This is a genomic window from Clostridium luticellarii, from assembly GCF_002995845.1.
Lineage (GTDB): Bacteria > Bacillota > Clostridia > Clostridiales > Clostridiaceae > Clostridium_B > Clostridium_B luticellarii.
The window spans coordinates 1-21177 of the sequence record NZ_PVXP01000055.1 but is presented as its reverse complement, the minus strand read 5'-3'; the positions used below and the strand labels follow the sequence as shown (position 1 = coordinate 21177).

The window sequence follows — 21177 nt, the reverse complement described above, 5'->3', positions numbered from 1 at the left end:
TATTATCCATAAGAGACTTTCCTTCTTTCTTTGTATATTTTGTTTTTGCTTACTTAATATATTATCAGAGGAAAGTCTCTTTTTCCATTTCTTATCTCAAATAACCCTACAGTAATTTTACACTAATGCTTGAGCTTTTATGATAAATAAAAAAATTATTGAAGAAGCTGCTGTATTGCAAATACATGATACAGCAGCCTTTCAAGTTAGTTCCGTATGATATAGTCAAAGGCGCTCAAGGCTGCTGTTGCACCTGAACCCATAGAGATGATAATTTGCTTGTAGGGACTGTTTGTACAGTCTCCTGCAGCAAATACCCCGGGTATGTTTGTTGCGCCGTGGCTATCCACAACAATTTCTCCTCTTGAATTGCGTATTGTGATCTTATCCAGCCAGTCCGTATTGGGAATAAGGCCAATTTGAACGAATACGCCCTGTAGTTCAATGTGACGTATCTCTCCTGTAGGACGGTGGATATAGGTAATACCATCTACTCTGTCTGTGCCGGCAATTTCTTTTGTTTCAACATTGGTCATAACAGTTACATTAGATAGACTATTGAGACGCTTTTTAAGCACATCGTCGGCTTTGAGCTGCGGCAGAAACTCAAGAACGGTTACGTGCTTCACTATTCCCGCCAGGTCAATAGCTGCTTCGATGCCAGAATTACCACCGCCGATAACTGCTACATTTTTTCCTTTAAATAGGGGGCCGTCACAGTGAGGACAATAGGTCACACCTTTGTTTCTCAGCTCCTTTTCACCGGGTACCTCTACATTTCGCCATCGGGCACCCGTTGAGAGAATTACAGTTTTACTTTTTAGCAGGGTTCCATTTTCCAGCTGGATTTCTATTAAATCTTTTTTAACTAAAGATACAGCCCTCTGGGAATCGACTATATCCACGTTGTATTCTTTAACATGTTCCTCAAGATTTGCCGAAAGCTTGGGCCCTTCAATATATTTTGTGCCTATAAAATTTTCAATACCAACAGTATCCATGACCTGACCGCCAAAACGCTGGGCGATGATACCCGTTCGAATGCCCTTTCGAGCTGCGTATATTGCCGCACTTGCACCAGCCGGGCCGCCTCCTACAATGAGAACGTCATAGGGTTTATGGCTGAAAATTTTTTGCGGGTTGGCACTGCTTCCGATTTTTGAAAGAATATCCGTAAGTGTCATACGGCCGCTGTTAAAATGAGTTCCATTCAAATATACAGAAGGCACGGCAAGTATGTTTTTGCTTTCCACTTCTTTTTTGAAAACTGCACCGTCAATCATGGTATGGGTGATATTGGAATTCAGTATACTCATAAGATTGAGTGTCTGCACAACATCAGGGCAATTGTGGCAGCTTAAGCTGACGTAGGTCTCAAAATTGTAGCTGCCTTTGATATTTTTAATCTGATTAACTGTTTCAGAATCCACCTTTGGAGCTCTTCCGCTTGTCTGCAGAAGCGCCAGTATCAGCGATGTGAATTCATGGCCTAAGGGCACTCCTGCAAAAACCACGCCGGTGTCTTTCAGGGGACTGCTGATGCTAAAGCTTGGAGTTCTCTTAAGTACAGCTCTTTCCACTTTGATTTTAGATGACATGCCGGCCAGTTCATTTATGAGAGACAGCATGTCATTAGATGCATTATCTGATCCTGCACTGACTTTAAGCAGTACATTATTCTCCATTAAATTAAGATATTGGGCTAATTGTGATTTTATATTTTCATCCAGAATCATTTGTGATACCCCTTAAATCTTTCCTACCAGATCAAGGCTTGGTTTAAGGGTTGAAGCTCCTTCCTTCCATTTGGCCGGGCAAACTTCTCCTGGATTGTTTCTGACATATTGTGCTGCCTTTATTTTGTTGACAACAGTGTTGGCATCTCTGCCTATATTGCCTGCGTTGATTTCTAGAGCCTGAATTACACCATCCGGATCTATGATAAAGGTACCTCTGTCTGCAAGGCCGCTGTCTTCAATCAGTACATCAAAGTTTCTGGCCAATGTTTGAGAAGGATCACCAATCATGGTATAGGTAATCTTGTTTATAGTTTGTGAGCTGTCATGCCATGCCTTGTGTGTATAATGGGTATCCGTTGAGACAGAGTAGACTTCAGCACCCAGGTCTTTTAGAGCTTCATAATTGTTTTGCAGATCCTCCAGCTCAGTGGGGCATACAAAGCTGAAATCCGCAGGATAAAAGCAAACCACACTCCATTTTCCCTTGAAATCTGCTTCGTTGATATCTATGAATTTTCCGTTGTTGTAAGCTTTTGCTTTAAAGGGTTTTACTTCAGTTCCAATTAATGACATAATAACTACCTCCTAAAATTTTAATTTGAATATTATAAATCTCTTCTAAGTACATAAATGAAAATAATAATCATTATCTTATGGTATTAATTATCATATAACTTCAGGTAAAAGTCAATAGATTATGAAAAATTTTTATAGATTTTTTTACAAACCGTATAAAGTTCTGTAAAGATTACAAAATTGTAAGATGGCATTTTATTTTGTAAGGCAGCAGACATGGAGCTGGAGATGGAATTCATCTATAATTTAGATAGATAGGAGGGAAAGTATAAAATGGAAATATTAAAGGTGGAGAATTTGACTAAGATATATGGGAAAGGTGAAAACAAAGTAGAAGCACTGAAAGACATAAACTTATCCGTAAATAAAGGAGAATTTGTAGCAATTGTAGGTGCTTCAGGTTCCGGCAAGAGCACGCTTTTGCATCTCCTGGGAGGTCTTGACAGGCCTACTGCAGGTAAAGTGATAATTGAAGGAGAAAATATTTATGGTTACAAGGAGAACAGGCTTGCTGTATTCAGGCGGAGGAAAATAGGATTTGTGTTTCAATTTTTCAATCTGATACCTGTTCTGGATGTAGAAGAAAATATATCACTTCCGGCACTTTTAGACAATGACAGGGTGGATGAAAAATATTTGGAGGAAATTATAAAATTATTGGGACTTGAGGAAAGAAAAAAGCACCTTCCTTCTGAATTGTCAGGAGGTCAGCAGCAAAGGGTGTCCATTGGAAGAGCTCTTTTAAACAAGCCTTCCATGGTTCTTGCAGATGAGCCTACGGGAAATCTTGACAGCAAAAATTCAAAGGAGGTCATTGAACTTTTAAAATATACAGCTAAAAAATACAATCAAACCCTTGTACTGATTACTCATGATATAAATATAGCGTCTATGGCAGACAGGATAGTTACTATTGAAGATGGACATATAATTTCAGATAAACGTCTGCAAAATGACTAGATAAAGAAGGAGGTGATTAATATGATTACAAGTTACAAGGAACTTACAGGAAAATATCTCAGTTCAAATAAAAAGAGAAGCATACTCACTATTATAGGGATAGTATTGTCTGCTGCACTTATATGTACAATAGGTTTCTTTATCGTGAGCATGCAAAATGCAGAAATTGAAAGGGTAAAAAGTGCCTATGGCTCCTGGCATGTGTCCTATACAGCTCCAGATAAAGAGCTTGCTGCAAAAGTCACAGGAAACCCCAAGGTTTCACGCAGCGGTTTTTGTCAACAAGGTGAGAATATAAAGATAAATGAGGATGTAAGTGTGAGTCCCGTTATAGCTTCGGACAGTGCCCTGGAACTTCTCCCCTATAAGATAAAGACAGGGAGATTTCCAGAAAATGACCATGAGGCAGCTGTGGAAAACTGGGCACTCAGATACGTGAAAAAAGACGCAAAATTAGGTGACAAGATAAAATTAAATGGCAGGGAGTATACCCTGGCTGGAATACTCCAGGATAACTTAGACAGTCAAGTTAATAAAACAGGCATTTTTTTATCCAGGGACAACAACATTGACAGACATAAATCAGTGCTGCTTGCGGAGATAAGCTCAAAGACAAATTTAAGAAGGGCAGTTTCAGAACTGGATGGTCTGCCAAAAAATAAAACAGTAGAAATAAACGGCAAAAATACCCCATCTGTTGTGAATAATTCTCCTCTTATAGATATAGAAGGGGGAGGAGACGGCAAATCAGGATTGTCCGGGCTGTACTCTACAGTGGCGATTATAATAGGAATAGTGCTTGTAGCAGCAATTGCGGTAATATACAATTCTTTTCAGATAAGTGTAGTGGAGAGAATGAGACAGTTCGGTCTCTTGAGGGCAATTGGAGCAACTCCGGCACAGATAAGGAAAATAGTGCTCAGGGAGGCGTCGGTGCTTTCGATCATAGGTGTACCACTGGGACTCATATGCGGTATTATAGCTATTTTTGCCATAAATCTTATATTCAGGATGATTGGTAAAGATATGGTTTCCATGATGATGAAAGTATCTATATCACCTGTAGTCATGCTTATAAGTGCTGCAGTTTCAATAGCGGCCATATATATATCTGCGCTGCTGCCTGCACTGTTTGCGGGGAGAATTTCTCCACTGTCTGCCATAAGCGGAAGGACAGCCATTGTAAAGGAAAAAATAAAAAGAAGAAAAAATATAATTATAAGCAAGCTGTTTAAATTTGAAGGAAATATGGCCTATAAGAATATAAAGAGGAACAGGAAGAGATACAGGATAACTGTTTTTTCCATAGCCATAAGCGTGCTGCTGTTTGTTACCTTCAAATCCTTTATGGATATGACTTTGAATTTATCGGGAAGTGTGAACGAGTCCAAAAATATACATTTTTCCATTCAGCCAAATATAAAAAGCGGTTTTATAAAGGATGACACCATAAAAGGTATAAGTGCTTTGAATTCAGTGAGCAGGATATACAAAATGTACAATGAATACAATTTTGTTGAATTTATAGACAAGAGCAGGGAAATAGAGGCAGTAAAATCCATAGATGGAGTATACGGCAAAAACGTGGAGGTAGAGGGCGAAAAGAAAGTACCCATGAATGGAATTGTCACCGTCTATGATGAAAATGCCCTGGATGCTTCAAAAAAGTATCTGCAGTCCGGAAATATAGACATGAATAAGTTAAATGAGGAAAATGGTGTTATTCTGATAAATAAAAACTTGGTGTACAATAAAAAGGAAAAGAAAAGCTATGTCGGTCCAGTAGCGAACATAAAAGCAGGGGATGAGATAGAGCTTAAATACAGCGGAGAGACGAAGACTACTTCAATAGATGATGGAAATATTACAAATAGTTGTAAAGAATCAGCTGAAAACAGCGGCGATATCAAAAAAGTAAAAGTGCTGGCAGTTCTTAAAGATGAACCTTTTGATCTAAATGGACAGAATGGACCAAAACTTATAACTACCAGGGAAGTGGCGGAGAAACTTACAGGAATAAATGATATCAAACCAGTGGTACTGAATATTGCTATCAAAGATGTCAAAAATGAAAACAGCGCAAAAGATCAGATAGAAAATATTATAAAATCCGATCCTTCACTTAGTTTGATAAATCATCTTGATAAAAACAGAAGCACCAGATCGGTGATTTTAATGATTGAAATACTGGTATATGGATTTGTAGTGGTAGTGTCACTTATTGGAAGTGTGAACATCATAAATACCCTCACCACAAATATAATACTCAGAAGAAGGGAATTTGCCATTTTAAAGGCCATAGGCCTCACTCAAAAGGGACTGAAAAAAATGATAGTGCTGGAAGGTTTTCTCTATGCGGTTATTGGAACCATATACGGCTCCATAATAGCATGTGGTCTTTCCTATATGATGTATCAGGGAACGGTGAGTGTAAGAGAATCCAGCTGGCAGATCCCATGGATCGGAATAGCTATTGCAGCTGCTGCAGCTGTAATCATAGGATATCTTTCCGTGCTTTCGCCTCTTTCCAGAATAAACAGGGAAAATCTGATTGACACAATAAGAGAAGACTATTAGCAATTGACAATTGACAGTTAACAATGCACAATTCAGTTGACAGTGCACAATTTATTTATGGTAAATTGTGCACTGTTTGTGTTTTTATTGAAGTATTTTACATTTCAAAATCGTTATATATAGTATAAGGTTTAAAGAATTATGTTAATTGGAGATGAAATTCTTATGTTTATTACGGTTATTAAGGCTTTGGCTTATGAGTACCTGTGTCTTATATTTTTTTGTGTCATATTTCAAATAATCATGGCTGTAGAAGAAAATAAAAATGGACACAAGTATGAATGGAAGCATTTTGCATGGGTTTATATTTTTTTCATATACCTGATGCTTGTATTTATTTGTACAGGCACTGGAAATATTCATGAGTTTACAAGGTATAAGGGAATGTCAGAAACAATTACTCGGCTGACTGAAATTAATCTAGTACCCTTTAGTTCCACTTCTGGAGGAATTGTGACCCATGCGGCAAACAGTGTAATGTTCATGCCTTTTGGTTTCCTTCTGCCATTTATCTGGAGACAATTCAGATCATCTTTGAAAGTGGCATGCACGGGGCTGTTTTTTTCACTGGCAATTGAATTGAGTCAGCTTTTGAATATGCGTGCTACTGATATAGATGATTTGATAATGAATACCCTGGGTGCATTTTTAGGGTGGATGGTTTTCTATTTGTTTAAGAATAAAGATAGAAAGCCTATTGACAGCTCCAATAGAACAAAGCTGTCTTTTCCAGCCCGTCATGAAGCCTTTTTTTATCTTGTACTTTCATTTACAGATGTGTTTTTACTGTACAATCCGTTTTTGTTCTGAGCTTGACATTAATTTCAAACGCAAAGACATGGTGTTATTCTCCTGAATAATACCATGTCTTTGCGTTTGAAAGGTTAGGTCGGTGCAGTTGCTGATGGCCTACTTAAATTTTAGTAATTTTTAAATCATTTTGGTATTTATAAACGTTATATAATATAGAAAAGGTTTTTGCAGGTTGTTTAGGAGGATACAGGATGGTTCGTGAGACCAGGTTACTACAAAAAATTGAAAATGAAGATATGGCTTATATGGATAAGCTGATTGCTCTTTATTATCCGGACATATTCCGATACTGTCTCTGGCATACGCCAAATCGCCAGACAGCAGAGGATGCCGTCCAGGAAACATTTTTAAAGATGGCCCGTTATTTCAAAAAATATGTACATAATGGAAATTTCAGAGCTTATATCTATAAGATAGCTTCCAATGTGTGTACAGATATCTGGCGAAAAAAGAAAACAGAACCCCTGCCTGAAGATCTGCCCTGCAGGGAGCAGGGATTTGAAGAAGTGGAATCTGCTCTGGACTTGAAAGATTTAGTGCAGAAACTGCCTGAAAAGCGCAGGGAAATTGTATTGCTGCGTTTTGCCCAGAATTTATCTTTAAGGGAGATTGCAGAAATAGAAAATATTCCGCTTCGAACGGTACAATCCCGTCTGAGGTCGGCACTTAAGCAAATTGAAAAAGATATAAGGAAAGGAGAAAAATGATCATGAATAAAAAATTATGCCTGGATTTAAAAAAAGCTCTGAATACATCTGCTGTATATCATGAGGAACAGCTTGAGAAAACTATCAGCCTGGCAAATAGTGAATATCAAAAGCACAGGTCAAGGGAAAGAATTGGATATCTGGAATTCTTATTTAGACAGATTCCCTTTATGGGAAGGAGAATATGGCTTTTTCAGGGTTCAATATTGATTCTTATGTGGCTGCTGCTCACTACGATTTTCCAGGAAGACTTTAAGTACATTGCAGCCCGCCATGTGCCGGATCTGCTCTGTCTGTCTGCAATTTTTATCACTATGACCGGTGTGCCATTTTTGTGCAGATCTTATAAATACAAGATGCAGGAAGTGGAGACAGCTGCATTTATGTCGATGTCCGGATTATTGTCAGTCAGACTTATCGTGATTGGTCTGGGTGACGGTATTTTCCTGCTGGCTGTTTCTCTTGTAACATTTAGCAAAGTGAGTATTTCCACTGCTTTAGTGATTTTTTACCTGATGCTGCCTTTTCTGGTGTCCTGCTGCGGATGTATTTTTATCCTCCGAAGCAGCCGCAGTCAGTACAATGTTTTTACCTGTGAAATTTTCTGCCTGCTTATATTATTGCTGCAGTTTCTGTTTCATACATCTGTACCTCAGGCCTACCATCAGGCAGCTTTAACTGGATGGATTATGCTAAGTGTTTTTTTTGCAGCAGTTCTTGCCTTTCAGATATATAAGTTAATGGTGAAATTCAACAGGATATGTGTTTGTTAAAATATCAAAGTATAGAATTTAGATGTCAAATAATGAAAAGAAATCAAGGGAGTGATAAAAATAGAACTTGAGATATGTAATTTAACCAAGCAATATAAAGACAAAACTGCTGTTGACAATGTGAGCTTGAATATATCACCTGGTGTATGGGGGCTTCTCGGGGCAAACGGTGCAGGGAAGACCAGCCTGATAAAAATGATGGTGGGGATTACCGGTCACACTTCAGGAAAGATACTATATGACGGTATTGAAATTGGGGTACTAAAGGAAGCCTATCGTGATATTTTGGGTTATCTGCCTCAGGATTTTGGTTTCTACCCTGAATTTACAGTGGTGGATTATCTGAAATATGTTGCAGCTTTGAAAGGACTCACCAAAAATCATACAAGAACAAAAATAGATGAACTGCTTCAGATCCTTACTCTCGCTGAAGTGTGGAAAAAGAAAATCTCCAGGCTCTCAGGAGGTATGAAAAGACGTGTAGGTATTGCACAGGCTCTTTTGAATGATCCGGAGGTGCTGATTCTGGATGAACCCACCAGCGGTCTTGATCCGGGAGAACGTGTGAAATTTCGCAAATTTATTTCTGAATTTTCCAGGGATCGAATTGTACTTATTTCCACCCATATTGTCTCCGATGTGGAATACATTGCCACCTGCAATGCCATCATGAAAGATGGAAAGATAATTTCAAAGGGAACTACGGATGAACTTGTGAAAACTGTTGAAGGCAAAGTATGGGAGAGCATAATACCTCCTGAACAGCTTGCATATTATGGAAAAGTTGTCCGTATTGTAAATATATTAAATGAAAAGGATGGAAATCTTTTCATCAGGTATTTGTCGGATACTCCTGACATACCTGATTCAAAACAGGCGGTACCGCGGCTGGAGGATCTGTATCTATGGCTGTTTCCACAAGAGGAAACAAGAAAGGAGAAAATTTGACATGAGCATTTTTTATTTGGAATTGAAAAGGGTGCTGAAAACCCGTTCCACCTGGATTTTGCTGATAGCGGCCATTTTACTCTCCGGAGCCCTGGCCTATTTTCCCATATCCTTTGTAAATTACAGTTATGTAAACGAGAATGGAAACAGTGTCACGGTTTCAGGAATAAAAGCCGTACAGCTTATGAAGAAGATTACAGTTCAAGGGGATATCACACCGGATAAAATAAAGAAGGCAGTTGAAAATTACCAGGAGGTTGCAAAGAAGTACGGAAGTATTTATAAAGATAATATTCCCCAGGACGTTCTTAATAAAAAAATACTTCCATTTCAACATATAATACGCAGTCTGGAGAGTGTATATGCGGATCCACAGACTAAAGCACCTGCGGATTTAAGCAAGATTTCTTCCGGGGAAGCAGCAAAAAATTTCTATGAAAAATACACCTGGCAGATAAAAAACAGAGTAATTCAGCCTTCCGCCCATAAGCAGGCCCTTGCCCTCTATGAAAAAGTGGATAAGCCCTTTAAATTCACCTATGGTGTTGGCAGCAGCGATGCATCGGCTTACCTTATTATCTTAATTTTCATGCTGGTGTTTCTGTGTACATTTATCACTGCACCTATATTTTCTGCAGAATATCAGACAGGAGCCGACAATATACTAAGGTGTACCAAATATGGCAGAACAAAACTTGCCGTATCCAAGATAATTTCTGCTGTCTTGATCTGCGGTATAAGCTTTGCGGTATGTATTTTCATTTTTCTTTTCATTGAAAACAGTGTATTCGGGTGGGACAGTTTGAAAACTTCAATTCAAAGCGTGGAAACCATCTGCCTTCCTGCCATAAATGTAGGTCAATTTGAGATGATCACTGCGGCTGCAGGCCTGTTTACACTTCTTGCTACTGTGGGTTTTACACTGTTTCTGTCTGCAAACTGCAGAAATACAGTGAATTCCATGATATTGGCCATTGTATTCTGTCTGCTGCCTCTCATAATTTCCTCCATTTCAGGAAGCAATGTAATGAACTGGCTGAGGATGATTCTGCCCTCTGGAGGAGTAGGTCTTGGAAACAGTTTCGGCATTAGCCTTGTAGAACTTAAATTTCTCAGCTTGGGAGCTCACAGTTTCTGGTCACCTTATGTAATGATCATAGCATCGGCTGCTGCCGTTCCGTTATTTTTAATTCTTACCATTGTGTTCTATTGCAGGCATGAAGCGGCTTGAATTGAAGCACTACTTTCTCATCAAGTGATTTTTGACACTCTTTATTACTGTAAATATAATAATATATATGGTATAATTAGAAATATTGACAGACATTTGAAGTCATAATTTTCTACAATTAAACAGTTTAAAAATTACAGGTTTTAAAAAATTAATAGGGAAAGCGGTAAAAACCCGCTGCAGCCCCCGCTACTGTAAATAGGGATGAAATCATACATTTGCCACTGGAAATGTTTTTCCGGGAAGGTATTGAAAGTAAAATGAACTGTGAGCCAGGAGACCTGCCTGTAAATTTTGATACATAAGCCTTCGGAGGGAAGTGATTGTTTATATGTGAATTTTGTTTGTATATAACCACAGCAGAAAAGGCTGTGGCTTTTTTATTTTGGGCTGCAGCAAAATTCTTATAAAAACACAGAAAGAGAAATAGATAATACCAGTTATCAAGTGATTCTTGGGCTCAGATTTCTCTTTTAGAAGTTGGGAGTATTAACAGTGGTAGAGGTGTTATAAAAAGTTAATGGGGGAATGGAATATGAAAAAGACAAGAATATTTTTATTGGTATTGGTTATTGTGATGGTTACATCTGTATTTGCCGGATGCGGTAAAAGTGTTAATAGTGCAAATGATACTGAAACAGGCAGCAGCAATCAAGCCAATACGGAACAGAAAGAAATTAAATCGGCATCTGAATATGGTGTGACACTTAATAAGAACAGTGTAGTTTTTACAGATGCCAGAGGCAAAAAAGTAACTATAAAAAAGAATCCTAAAAGAGTTATATGTCTATACAATTCTTATCTTGATATTTGGGACAGCTGTGGTGGAAAAGTAATAGGAAGAGTTGAAGAAGCTGAAGAGAAGCCTGTCAAAAATGCCGAATCCGCACAGGTTGTTGGAACTCCAGGATCTCCAAGCCTGGAGAAGATATTGGCACTAAAGCCGGATTTGGTCATAGCAACGGATGAGTTCAAAAATCAGGCAGCAATGGTACCGGTATTGGAACAAAATAATATTCAGGTTATTGCTTTAGCTAATACCTATTTAAAAGATTATTATATGACCTTAAGGCTTTTTAGCGGAATTACCGGAAAGGAAGATCTGTATAAAAAATATCTTACCAAGGTAAAGAAAAATGTAGATAAAATAATAACAGAAGCTCCAAAGAATAAAAAATATAAAATTTTAATAATATTTGCCACGGCTAAAGGTATTACCGTCAGAAACTCCAATTCGATGCTGGGAGAAATGCTTAAGGATCTGCATACTGTAAATGTATCGGATACTGAGGCCGATTCATCTGAAGCAAAGGTATTCAGTATGGAAAAGATAATACAGGAAAATCCGGATTTTATATTTGTGCAAGCTATGGGAAGTGACAAAGAAAAAATAATGGAAAAGCTAAAAGAAGATGTAGAAAATAATCCGGCATGGAGTTCTCTTGATGCCGTGAAGAACAAAAGGTACATAATTCTTCCAAAGGATTTGTATTTGTACAAACCAAATGCAAGATATGCTGAAGCCTATGAGGGATTGGCAAAGATACTTTATCCCGATGTGTTTAATAAAGCTAATTAAAAATATACAACCTGAGAGCTTGTATGGCTCTCAGGCAAAATATTTAATATTGAGGGAGACAAGAGACATGGGTAACAGTAATATAAAAGGTCAAAGAATTAGAAAAAAATTTACTTTATTGATTTTTGTAGGCTTATCCATAATCAGCTTTTTTATAAGCATAGAAAATGGAGCCGTGAATATACGTCCCGGAGAAATAATAGATGCAGTGTTTTTTGAAAAATCCACAGTGAACTATCAAATAATATGGAATGTCAGACTGCCGAGAACCATAGTAGCTGCTCTTGTTGGAACCTGCCTTGCGTTGTCGGGAGCCATATTACAGGGTGTTATGAGGAATCCGCTGGCAGGTCCGGATATTATAGGGGTTTCCTCTGGAGCAGGACTTATGACTTTGATAATACTGATACTTTTTCCGGATTTTTATTATCTGGCACCTGCTGCGGCATTTATAGGTGCTATGGCGGCTACTCTTTTTATATATTTTCTGGCCTGGAAAGAAGGAGCTGCACCGGCAAGGCTGATATTGGCCGGAGTTGCTGTTTCCTCACTATTGGGGGCTGGGACAAATACCCTGATGACTTTTTATCCAAATAAAGTGGCAGGGGTTATAGGATTCATGGTAGGAGGACTTTCATCAACTACATGGCAGCAGGTAAATACCATATTGCCTTATGCAGCTGCAGGGATTGTTTTGCTTTTATTGATACCAAACAAGTTGAATGTATTGATAATGGGAGACGAGATAGCTACGAGTCTTGGATTGAACGTGGAAAGAACCAGGTTTATTTTTATTGCAATCTCATCTTTATTGGCTGGAAGTGCAGTGAGTGTTGTAGGACTTCTGGGATTCGTGGGGCTCATAGTACCCCATATGACGAGGCTGTTTATTGGTTCGGATTACAGGTATTTATTGCCGGCAGTCATTTTCACGGGATCAACTATAGTCATGATATGTGATACTCTGTCAAGAATGATGTTTGCACCTATGGAAATACCAGTGGGAATTATAATGTCGGCATTGGGAGCTCCATTTTTCTTATATTTACTTAGAAGAAAGAGGGAATATTGAATATGGAATTGAAAGTTGAAAACTTGGATGTAAATTATGGAGATAAGAGAGTTGTGAAAGACGTTAGTTTTGATATAGATTCTGGGAAAATAGTTACAATTATAGGTCCCAACGGTTCGGGAAAGTCAACTTTAATTAAGGCTGTAGGCAGATGCTTAAAACCGGCAGGAGGTAATATTTATTTGGATGGAAGTAATATTAGAAATATGAATACCAAAGTCATTGCTCAAAAACTGGTCATACTGCCGCAGATAAAAAATATAGCATCAGATATATCCGTGGAGGAACTGGTGTCCTACGGCAGGTATCCACATTTAAAATTTAGAAGAAGACTTAACAAAAAAGATATGGATATAGTGGATTGGGCACTGGAGAAAACCGATCTTGTTCCTCTGAGGAAAAGATTTGTCACAACTTTGTCTGGAGGAGAAGAACAGAGAGCATGGTTAGCCATGTCTTTAGCGCAAAGGCCTGAGGTGCTTCTGCTGGATGAACCTACTACATTTCTTGATATATCCTATCAGGTGGAGATTTTAGAGCTGGTAAAAGAATTAAATAAGACCATGGGCTTAACTGTGGTGATGGTTTTACATGATTTAAACCAGGCAGCAAGGTATTCAGATACAATTTTGGTTGTAAAGGACGGCAGGTTATGGAATCAAGGGACACCGGACAAGGTGATGAATAAGAGATTATTAAGAGAAGTTTTCAGAATAGAAGTGGACATATATGATGATAGAATAAATAAATGTCCCTATTTTATTCCTAAACAAATATAATGATAAACTATAAATTATAGTTTATCAAATAATAGTATAGTTTAAAGTTGATAAATACACACTGCAATGTTAAACTATATTTATGGATAAAATACGGAAAAAGATATGTTCATGCAAAATATGATTTCATTTTTTCATCAAAAGCAGCAAATTATCAGATTACAACCAGGATATAACCATTGTTTATATATTATTGATAGCGAGGTAGAGTGAATGTACAGATTATTGCTGGTGGAGGATGACAACGCCCTTGCAGCGGGAATAGAATTTACTTTAAAGGATGAGGGATATGAAGTCCTTACAGTGTCAACAGTTAAAGAGACAAAGAAAATAATAGATGGCAGAGATTTTCATCTTGTGATTCTGGATATAAACCTGCCTGATGGAAGCGGCTATGATCTATGTAAATACATAAGGAGCAAAAGTGATGTCCCCATAGTGTTTTTAACTGCTCTTGACGAGGAGGTAAATATTGTGCTTGGCTTGGAAATTGGGGGAGATGACTACATAACCAAACCATTTGGAGTGAGAGAACTTTTGTCCAGAATAAAAGCCATAATAAGGAGAAATTATAAAAGGGAATCTTCAGGAAGCAGGTTTCAGAGCGGAAATATAACAGTGGATACCTACAGTGCCATGGTGAAAAAAGGAGACAAAAAGGTAATGCTTACAGCACAGGAATATAAACTTTTGCTGATATTTTTAAGCAATCCTAAAGTCCTTCTGAAAAGAGATGCAATATTAAACGGACTTATTGAAGGTGAAAAATCATTTTTCGATGAAAATACACTGTCAGTTTACATAAGGAGAATAAGAGAAAAAATAGAAGATAATCCAAGAAAACCTCAGTACATAATTACCCAGAGGGGGTTGGGTTATAAGTGGAATAAAAAGGTCAGCAAGGAGTAGTTGATATGAGAAGATATTTTATAAATCCCGAACTCAGAAAAAGTACGGCGGCGCTCTTGATTTTAAATATGTTTTTTATGATGGTTGTGCTTTTAAATTTAAAAATGTATCATTATAATCTCAAGCAGGACTATGTGCGGACTTTTGGAGCTGTGACCGAAAGGATATCCACTTATGATCCTGAAATTGCCAGGGAAATAATACCTGTTATTACGGCTGGAGCAGATGAAAAAGAGGCTCAAAAGGGGAAATATGTACTGGAGCAATATGGATTAAGCGGGAAATTGGAAAATAAGCTCTTTCCATACATAAATAACTCTGCCCATAAAGAAAATTTAAATGTGATTTTAATATTTGTTGTTATGGGAAGTATATTTTTACTGATGAATTATCTTCAATACAGCTATTTTTATGACAGAATAAGAAGACTCAATACGGGTGCAAAGAAAATAATAGATGGAGATTATGACATATCAATAAGTGAAGACAGAGAAGGGGACTTCTCGAAACTTTCCACTTCTTTTAATTCAATGAGGGAAATTATAAGAAACAATCTGCAGGAGCTGAAAAAAGAAAAACAGTTTTTAGTGGAACTTCTGTCCGATATATCCCACCAGTTAAAAACACCTCTTTCTTCCATGATAGTCTACAATGATATTTTGCTCAACAAACAGCTTTCAAAGGAACAGTCAAGAAATTTTCTCATAGACAGCAGAAACCAGCTCTACAGGATGAACTGGCTGATCAAAAGCATACTCAAACTGGCAAGATTTGATGCCCGGGCAATAGAATTTCACAGGGAGAGCCAGAGCCTGAATGAAACCATAAAATATTCCATAGAGGCTCTTGAAGAAAAGATAAAATCAGCTGGTATACAGGTGAAACTCCATGAGAATGGAAAAATAATGTTTTCCCATGACAGGCACTGGCTTTGTGAAGCACTCATAAACATAATCAAAAACTGTGTGGAGCACACTCAAAAAGGTGGCAGAGTGGATGTATGCGTGGTGGAAAATCCAATTTATAAGAGAATCGTCATATCAGATAATGGGGAAGGGATAGATGAGAAGGATCTTCCCAACATATTCAAGAGATTTTATAAAGCCAGAACTTCAAAAAGCAGTGATTCCATAGGCATAGGTCTTGCACTTTCAAAATCCATACTGGAGGCTCATGGCGGGAGTATAAATGTTCAGAGCAAGCTTGGAGTGGGATCTACTTTTAGGATCACATTTCTGAAATACTAGAGAGGAGTGAGTGTATCTTCTCTGAGCAAAATATTCTATTTGTTTTTGTCTTATATTATTAGAAAAAACAGCAGCATTCATATCTGTGAGAAAGCTGCTGTTTTTTAGTATGCCCTGCTGGGTGCAGTACTGTGGCTGAACTTTTGACAGATTATATAATAATTAGTGCGAAATTTACCGAATTATCATAAAAAATAGGTGATTGTATATATATATGTTATAATATGAAAATCAGGTAATTCTTGAGTTCAGTAAAAAGCTAATAATTTGATACTTGTGCCTTGGGCTCTGGAATAAATATAGCAGCCTTCGGGCAAATTACTAATCGGGAGGTCAATAATGGATAGGAAAGACACAGATAAAAAGGTACATAAAGAGTATTCAGCTCTTGAAACTGTACCTGAAAGTGAAAGAAGCATAAGCTTTATGGATATGCTTGTAACCTGGGTGGGTGCCAATGCAAACAACGGAACATGGTATGTAGGGGGAGTAGTAGCTGGGGCTGCTTTTGGCGGGGCAGCACTTGTAACCCTTGTTTCAAATCCAATTGCGTATATAATAATGGCATTGATAGGATTCATAGGATATAAAGTGGGTACATCCACTATGGCACTTATGAGGCCGTCTTTTGGCATAAAGGGAAGTTTTATCCCTTCAATACTGAATATAACCCAATTTATAGGATGGACAGCTGTAAATACATTCATAGCTGCAATTTCCATAAGCTTCATATTGAAGGACATATTTGGACTTCCTGCTTATGGATCAAGCGGAAGTGATAAGACAATGCTTATAGGAATTGGGGTAATGAGTATTCTGCATCTGATTTCCATTGCATCAGGTCACAAGTCTGTAAAAATTGTAGAAAAAATTGGAGTTGTCTTTATATTATTTTTAGGAATATGGGAAACTGTAGTCGTGCTGAAACAAGTACCTTTCAGCCAGATTATAAGCTGGAGACCACCTGCTGACAAAGCTATGAGCATAGGATCCGCCTTTGATGCAATGGCGGCTTTTAGTTTGGGATGGGTACCTGCAATTGCGGATTTCACAAGATACAGCAAGAACAGGGGAGCATCTACTATTGCACCTGTAATTGGTGCCAATGTGGGATTATTCTGGTTTGCCTTTGTGGGCATAATTGGTGCCATTGGCACAGCAGTTACTACGGGAGTGTATGATCCGAATAACTCAGATCCCAGTACTATTGTAAGCAAGCTTGGGCTTGGAGTTATAGCACTTTTGGTAATTATATTGACAAGCACTACTGCAAATGCAATAAATCTCATGGCAGCAGGAATTTCTGTGACCAACTTGAACAAAAAGATAAAATCACAGACTGCTCTTTTTATTGTAACTATACTGTCAGCAATTCTGACGATTGTCCCTATTTATGCCTCCAGTTTTCTCGATTCATTTGAGATGTTTCTCAATTATATAGGAATGGTGTTCGGACCTATATTTGGAATAATTATAACGGATTACTATTTAGTGAGAAAAAAGCAATATGATGCTGAAGAATTTGATGATCCCAGCGGCAGGTACTGGTATCAGTCCGGATTCAATCTGGTTACTATAGGTGTGTGGATAATTTCTGTAATCATATATATATTTATAAGCAAGCTGCCGCTGTTCACTTCGACTATTGGTGCTATTTATCCTATAGTGTTGATTTCAGGAATCTTGTATTTTGCAAGCAGTAAAATGTTTTTGAACAACAAATAATAATTGTGATGTGGTTAGGGGAGAGGAGTATAATATGCTGGTTAAAAATGTAAAATTTAGAAACAGGGATGGATTACATGACATTTTAATTGAAAATGGTATTATAAAACAGATATCCAGAAATATAAAAGAGGGTAAGGAACAATTGATTGAAGGTGGCGGCAATCTGGCACTTCCACCCTTTGTGGAACCTCATGTTCATCTTGACACTACACTTACTGCAGGAGAGCCAAAGTGGAATATAAGCGGGACCCTTTTTGAGGGAATAGAGACCTGGGCACTGAGGAAGAAAATGCTTACAGAAGAAGATGTTATAGAAAGGGCCACTACTGCACTAAAATGGCAGATAGCCAATGGAATACAATATGTAAGAACTCATGTGGATGTGACAGATCCGGAGCTCACTGCATTAAAAGCACTTCTGAAGGTGAAGGAATCAATGAAGGATTTTGTGGATATACAGATAGTTGCATTTCCGCAGGAAGGAATAAACTCCTTTCCAGATGGACTTAAATTATTGGAGAAATCAATTCAGCTTGGTGCTGATGTAGTTGGAGCCATTCCACATTTTGAATTCACCAGGGAATATGGAGTTGATTCTGTTAAAAGAGCTATGGAGCTTGCAGTGAAATATAACAAGCTGGTTGATATTCATTGTGATGAAATTGATGACGAGCAATCCAGATTTGTTGAAGTAGTTGCAGCGGAAGCCTATAAATATGGGATAGGGGAAAGAGTTACGGCAAGTCATACTACTGCGATGCATTCATATAACAATGCCTATGCCTATAAATTGTTCAGACTGCTTAAAATGTCAAATATAAATTTCATATCCAATCCTCTGGTAAATATTCATCTCCAGGGAAGGTTTGATACCTATCCCAAAAGAAGGGGAATTACGAGAGTTAAAGAGATGCTTCAATCCGGTATCAATGTTTGTTTTGGACATGATGACATATGTGATCCCTGGTATCCTCTTGGTACCGGGAATATGCTTCAAGTGCTTCAAATGGGCATACATGTATGTCAGCTTATGGGCTATGATGAGATTTTGAATTCAATTGATCTCATAACCACAAATAGTGCAAAAACGCTGCATATTGAAAATGAATACGGAATAAAAGAGGGAAATCCAGCCAATCTTATAATATTGAACGCCAAAGATGAGTATGATGCCATAAGAAAGCAGTCCGAAGTATTGTACTCCATAAGAAAAGGGAATATACTTTCTAAAACAGAACCCGGCAAAACGGATATCTATATTGACGGGAAAGAGAGAATTTCCTTTGAGCTGAAAAAATAAAATGGTCCCTCAGGGGGTATTGATTATACCCCCTGCTTTTTGTTTTCCTGAATTTTTTCATTCAGTTCATTTAGATAAGTCCACCTGTCAATTTTTTTATCCAGCTCTTTTTTCAAAGTCTCTTTTTCAGCCGTGAGTTTTTCGAGAAGTATATAATCAGAAGAGGCCTCCTCCATTTCCCGTTCTTTTTTAGATATGGCATTTTCCAAATTTTCAATTATGCCGTCTATTTCATTGAATTCCAGCTGCTCTTTATAGGTGAACTTTAACTTCTTTTCCCGATTCCGGGTGTAAATTTTCTTCGTCTTATTTTCTTTGATAGTTTCACTTGAAATTTCATTCTGCTTTTCCCTCTGCATCCGGCGAAAATAGGAATAGCTGCTGGTATATTGGGAAATCCTGCCATGACCTTCGAAAACAAATAATTTATTGACTATTTTATCGAGAAAATATCGATCGTGGGATACGGCCACAACAGCTCCTGTAAAATTCTGAAGGTAGTCCTCTAAAATAGTCAGGGTTTCTATATCAAGATCGTTTGTGGGTTCATCCAGAAGAAGAAGATTTGGATATTCCATGAGCACTTTTAAAAGGTAGAGCCGTCTTCTCTCACCTCCGGAAAGTTTTCTCAGAGGAGTCCACTGAACTGAAGGTTCAAAGAGGAATTTTTCCAGTACTGCCGAAGCACTTATTTTTTCACCGCTTTCAGTATCAGTATGTCCCGAGGTATTTTTTATATACTCGATGACCCTCTGATTCATATCCATACCGGATATTTCCTGGGAAAAGTATCCTATTTTGATTGTCTCACCTATATCTATACTTCCGCTGTCAGGTGAGATCCTTTTGCACAATATGTTCATAAGCGTGGATTTGCCGCAGCCGTTTGGTCCTATTATACCTATTCTGTCATTATTCAGTATATTGTAGGAAAAATTTTTGACAATGATTTTATCCCCAAAACTTTTGCTTATATTATCTATGTTTATCACTTTTTTTCCTATTCTTGAACTTTTGATGTCTATGTCCAGTTTTGGATCTGCTGCCACATGTTCTTCACCTGTTAGATTTTCAAATCTTTCAATCCTTGCTTTTTGCTTTGTACTTCTTGCTTTTGCACCTCTCCTTATCCAGGCAAGTTCCTTTTTAATAAGGCTTTTTCTCTTTCTGTCATCTGCATTTTCTCTTTCCAGTCTCTCTGCTTTTTTCTCCAGAAAGGTGCTGTAATTTCCCGTATAGCTATATAAATTTCCATGGCTAAGTTCAAATATCCTGTTCGTGATCTTGTCCAGAAAAAATCTGTCATGGGTCACCATAACAAGTGCGCCATTGAACTTATTCAAAAAATCTTCCAGCCATTCTATGGTTTCATCATCAAGGTGATTTGTGGGCTCATCCAGTATAAGCATATTTGAAGGTGTTATGAGGGTGGAAGCCAGAGCTATCCTCTTTTTTTGCCCTCCTGAAAGTGTGGATATTTTTGCATCAAAATCAACAATACCCAATTTTGTAAGTATGGTTTTAGCCTTGTTTTCAATCTCCCAGGCATTTTTCGACTCCATTTTGGAGTTGAGATCAAAGAGAATGTTTTGAAGATCTGTATTATCCGGATCTTTTTTAATTAGACTGAGGGCAGTTCTGTATTTTCTTAAAAGTTTCATTATCGGGGAATTTCCTCTGAAAATCTGTTCCAGTACTGTGGCATCGCTGCCGCTGAAATCGCAATTTTGAGGAAGATAGCCCAGGTCACATTTATTTGCTTTTGTAATACTGCCGCTGTCAGGCACTTCAAATCCGAAAAGAATTTTTAAAAGAGTCGATTTACCCGTACCGTTCACACCTATTATACCTATTTTGTCTCCCTCATTTATTCCAAGACATATATTTTCAAGCAGTATTTTTTCACTGTAGCTCTTACTTATATTTTCTGCAGTCAATAGATTCATTATTACACATCCTTTGCCCTATTATTATAACATGGCGGAAAGATAAATGGGGCATAATAATCATTGTGTATTTATGGCATATAGTACTAAGATGGCAAACAAATTGGAAAGAAATTTTAAAGTGGAAATGTGTATCCCTTGTATTTGTTTTAAATTTTAAATAAATACAAGGGATTATATTATTAAAATGTAAAATGAGCTATAATATTATTTTTTAGTTTATCAGTAGTCTTAATAGTAAAGTCAATTCTTAAATATCAATCATTTTAATGTATTTTAACATAAAATAATAC

The 21177-nt window shown here is 37.6% G+C and carries 17 protein-coding genes and 1 riboswitch; of the genes, 14 read left to right on the top strand and 3 right to left on the bottom strand.

Annotated elements, in window-relative coordinates:
* Nucleotides 1-206 precede the first annotated feature (206 nt).
* On the bottom strand, nt 207-1736 hold the full coding sequence (ahpF, locus tag CLLU_RS14220; protein WP_106010452.1) for an alkyl hydroperoxide reductase subunit F: 1530 nt from the start codon (nt 1734-1736) through the stop codon (nt 207-209).
* A gap of 12 nt (nt 1737-1748) precedes the next feature.
* Nucleotides 1749-2312, bottom strand: a complete 564-nt coding sequence (ahpC, locus tag CLLU_RS14215; RefSeq protein ID WP_106010451.1) for an alkyl hydroperoxide reductase subunit C — start codon at nt 2310-2312, stop codon at nt 1749-1751.
* A 276-nt stretch (nt 2313-2588) separates the two neighbouring features.
* Here ahpC and CLLU_RS14210 point away from each other — a divergent pair, with 276 nt between their 5' ends.
* The 14 genes from CLLU_RS14210 (at nt 2589) to codA (ending at nt 18938) form a co-directional block, all read left to right on the top strand.
* Nucleotides 2589-3275 (top strand): ABC transporter ATP-binding protein, encoded by a 687-nt coding sequence (locus CLLU_RS14210; protein WP_106010450.1) that lies wholly within the window; start codon nt 2589-2591, stop codon nt 3273-3275.
* A gap of 21 nt (nt 3276-3296) precedes the next feature.
* Nucleotides 3297-5852, top strand: a complete 2556-nt coding sequence (locus CLLU_RS14205) for an ABC transporter permease (RefSeq protein WP_207656014.1) — start codon at nt 3297-3299, stop codon at nt 5850-5852.
* Between the two features lie 165 nt (nt 5853-6017).
* Complete coding sequence (locus CLLU_RS14200) at nt 6018-6662, top strand: VanZ family protein (RefSeq protein ID WP_106010449.1); 645 nt, start codon at nt 6018-6020, stop codon at nt 6660-6662.
* 194 nt (nt 6663-6856) lie between these two features.
* Nucleotides 6857-7372 (top strand): RNA polymerase sigma factor, encoded by a 516-nt coding sequence (locus CLLU_RS14195; RefSeq protein WP_106010448.1) that lies wholly within the window; start codon nt 6857-6859, stop codon nt 7370-7372.
* Between the two features lie 2 nt (nt 7373-7374).
* Nucleotides 7375-8145, top strand: coding sequence for a hypothetical protein (locus CLLU_RS14190; RefSeq protein WP_106010447.1), 771 nt, complete (start codon nt 7375-7377; stop codon nt 8143-8145).
* A 60-nt stretch (nt 8146-8205) separates the two neighbouring features.
* Nucleotides 8206-9093 carry an ABC transporter ATP-binding protein gene (locus CLLU_RS14185; RefSeq protein WP_106010454.1) on the top strand — a complete coding sequence of 296 codons (888 nt, stop codon included), beginning with the start codon at nt 8206-8208 and terminating at the stop codon, nt 9091-9093.
* Between the two features lies 1 nt (nt 9094).
* A complete protein-coding gene (locus tag CLLU_RS14180) occupies nt 9095-10324 on the top strand; it encodes an ABC transporter permease subunit (RefSeq protein ID WP_106010446.1) in 1230 nt (409 codons plus the stop codon).
* Nucleotides 10325-10445: 121 nt separating this feature from the next.
* A riboswitch (cobalamin riboswitch) is annotated at nt 10446-10627 on the top strand.
* A gap of 232 nt (nt 10628-10859) precedes the next feature.
* Nucleotides 10860-11903, top strand: coding sequence for an ABC transporter substrate-binding protein (locus tag CLLU_RS14175; protein ID WP_158255933.1), 1044 nt, complete (start codon nt 10860-10862; stop codon nt 11901-11903).
* Between the two features lie 67 nt (nt 11904-11970).
* Nucleotides 11971-12975: a FecCD family ABC transporter permease gene (locus CLLU_RS14170; protein WP_106010453.1), complete on the top strand. Its 1005-nt coding sequence runs from the start codon at nt 11971-11973 to the stop codon at nt 12973-12975.
* Between the two features lie 2 nt (nt 12976-12977).
* A complete protein-coding gene (locus tag CLLU_RS14165) occupies nt 12978-13754 on the top strand; it encodes an ABC transporter ATP-binding protein (RefSeq protein WP_106010444.1) in 777 nt (258 codons plus the stop codon).
* Nucleotides 13755-13967: 213 nt separating this feature from the next.
* Nucleotides 13968-14663: a response regulator transcription factor gene (locus CLLU_RS14160; RefSeq protein ID WP_106010443.1), complete on the top strand. Its 696-nt coding sequence runs from the start codon at nt 13968-13970 to the stop codon at nt 14661-14663.
* A gap of 5 nt (nt 14664-14668) precedes the next feature.
* Nucleotides 14669-15910 carry a HAMP domain-containing sensor histidine kinase gene (locus tag CLLU_RS14155; protein ID WP_106010442.1) on the top strand — a complete coding sequence of 414 codons (1242 nt, stop codon included), beginning with the start codon at nt 14669-14671 and terminating at the stop codon, nt 15908-15910.
* A gap of 339 nt (nt 15911-16249) precedes the next feature.
* Nucleotides 16250-17635: a cytosine permease gene (locus CLLU_RS14150; RefSeq protein ID WP_106010441.1), complete on the top strand. Its 1386-nt coding sequence runs from the start codon at nt 16250-16252 to the stop codon at nt 17633-17635.
* Nucleotides 17636-17669: 34 nt separating this feature from the next.
* The gene (codA, locus tag CLLU_RS14145; RefSeq protein WP_106010440.1) at nt 17670-18938 is read left to right on the top strand and encodes a cytosine deaminase; all 1269 of its coding nucleotides are present in this window, start codon (nt 17670-17672) and stop codon (nt 18936-18938) included.
* A gap of 23 nt (nt 18939-18961) precedes the next feature.
* On the opposite strand, the gene CLLU_RS14140 is transcribed toward codA, so the two are convergent.
* Complete coding sequence (locus CLLU_RS14140; RefSeq protein WP_106010439.1) at nt 18962-20884, bottom strand: ABC-F family ATP-binding cassette domain-containing protein; 1923 nt, start codon at nt 20882-20884, stop codon at nt 18962-18964.
* Between the last annotated feature and the right edge of the window lie 293 nt (nt 20885-21177).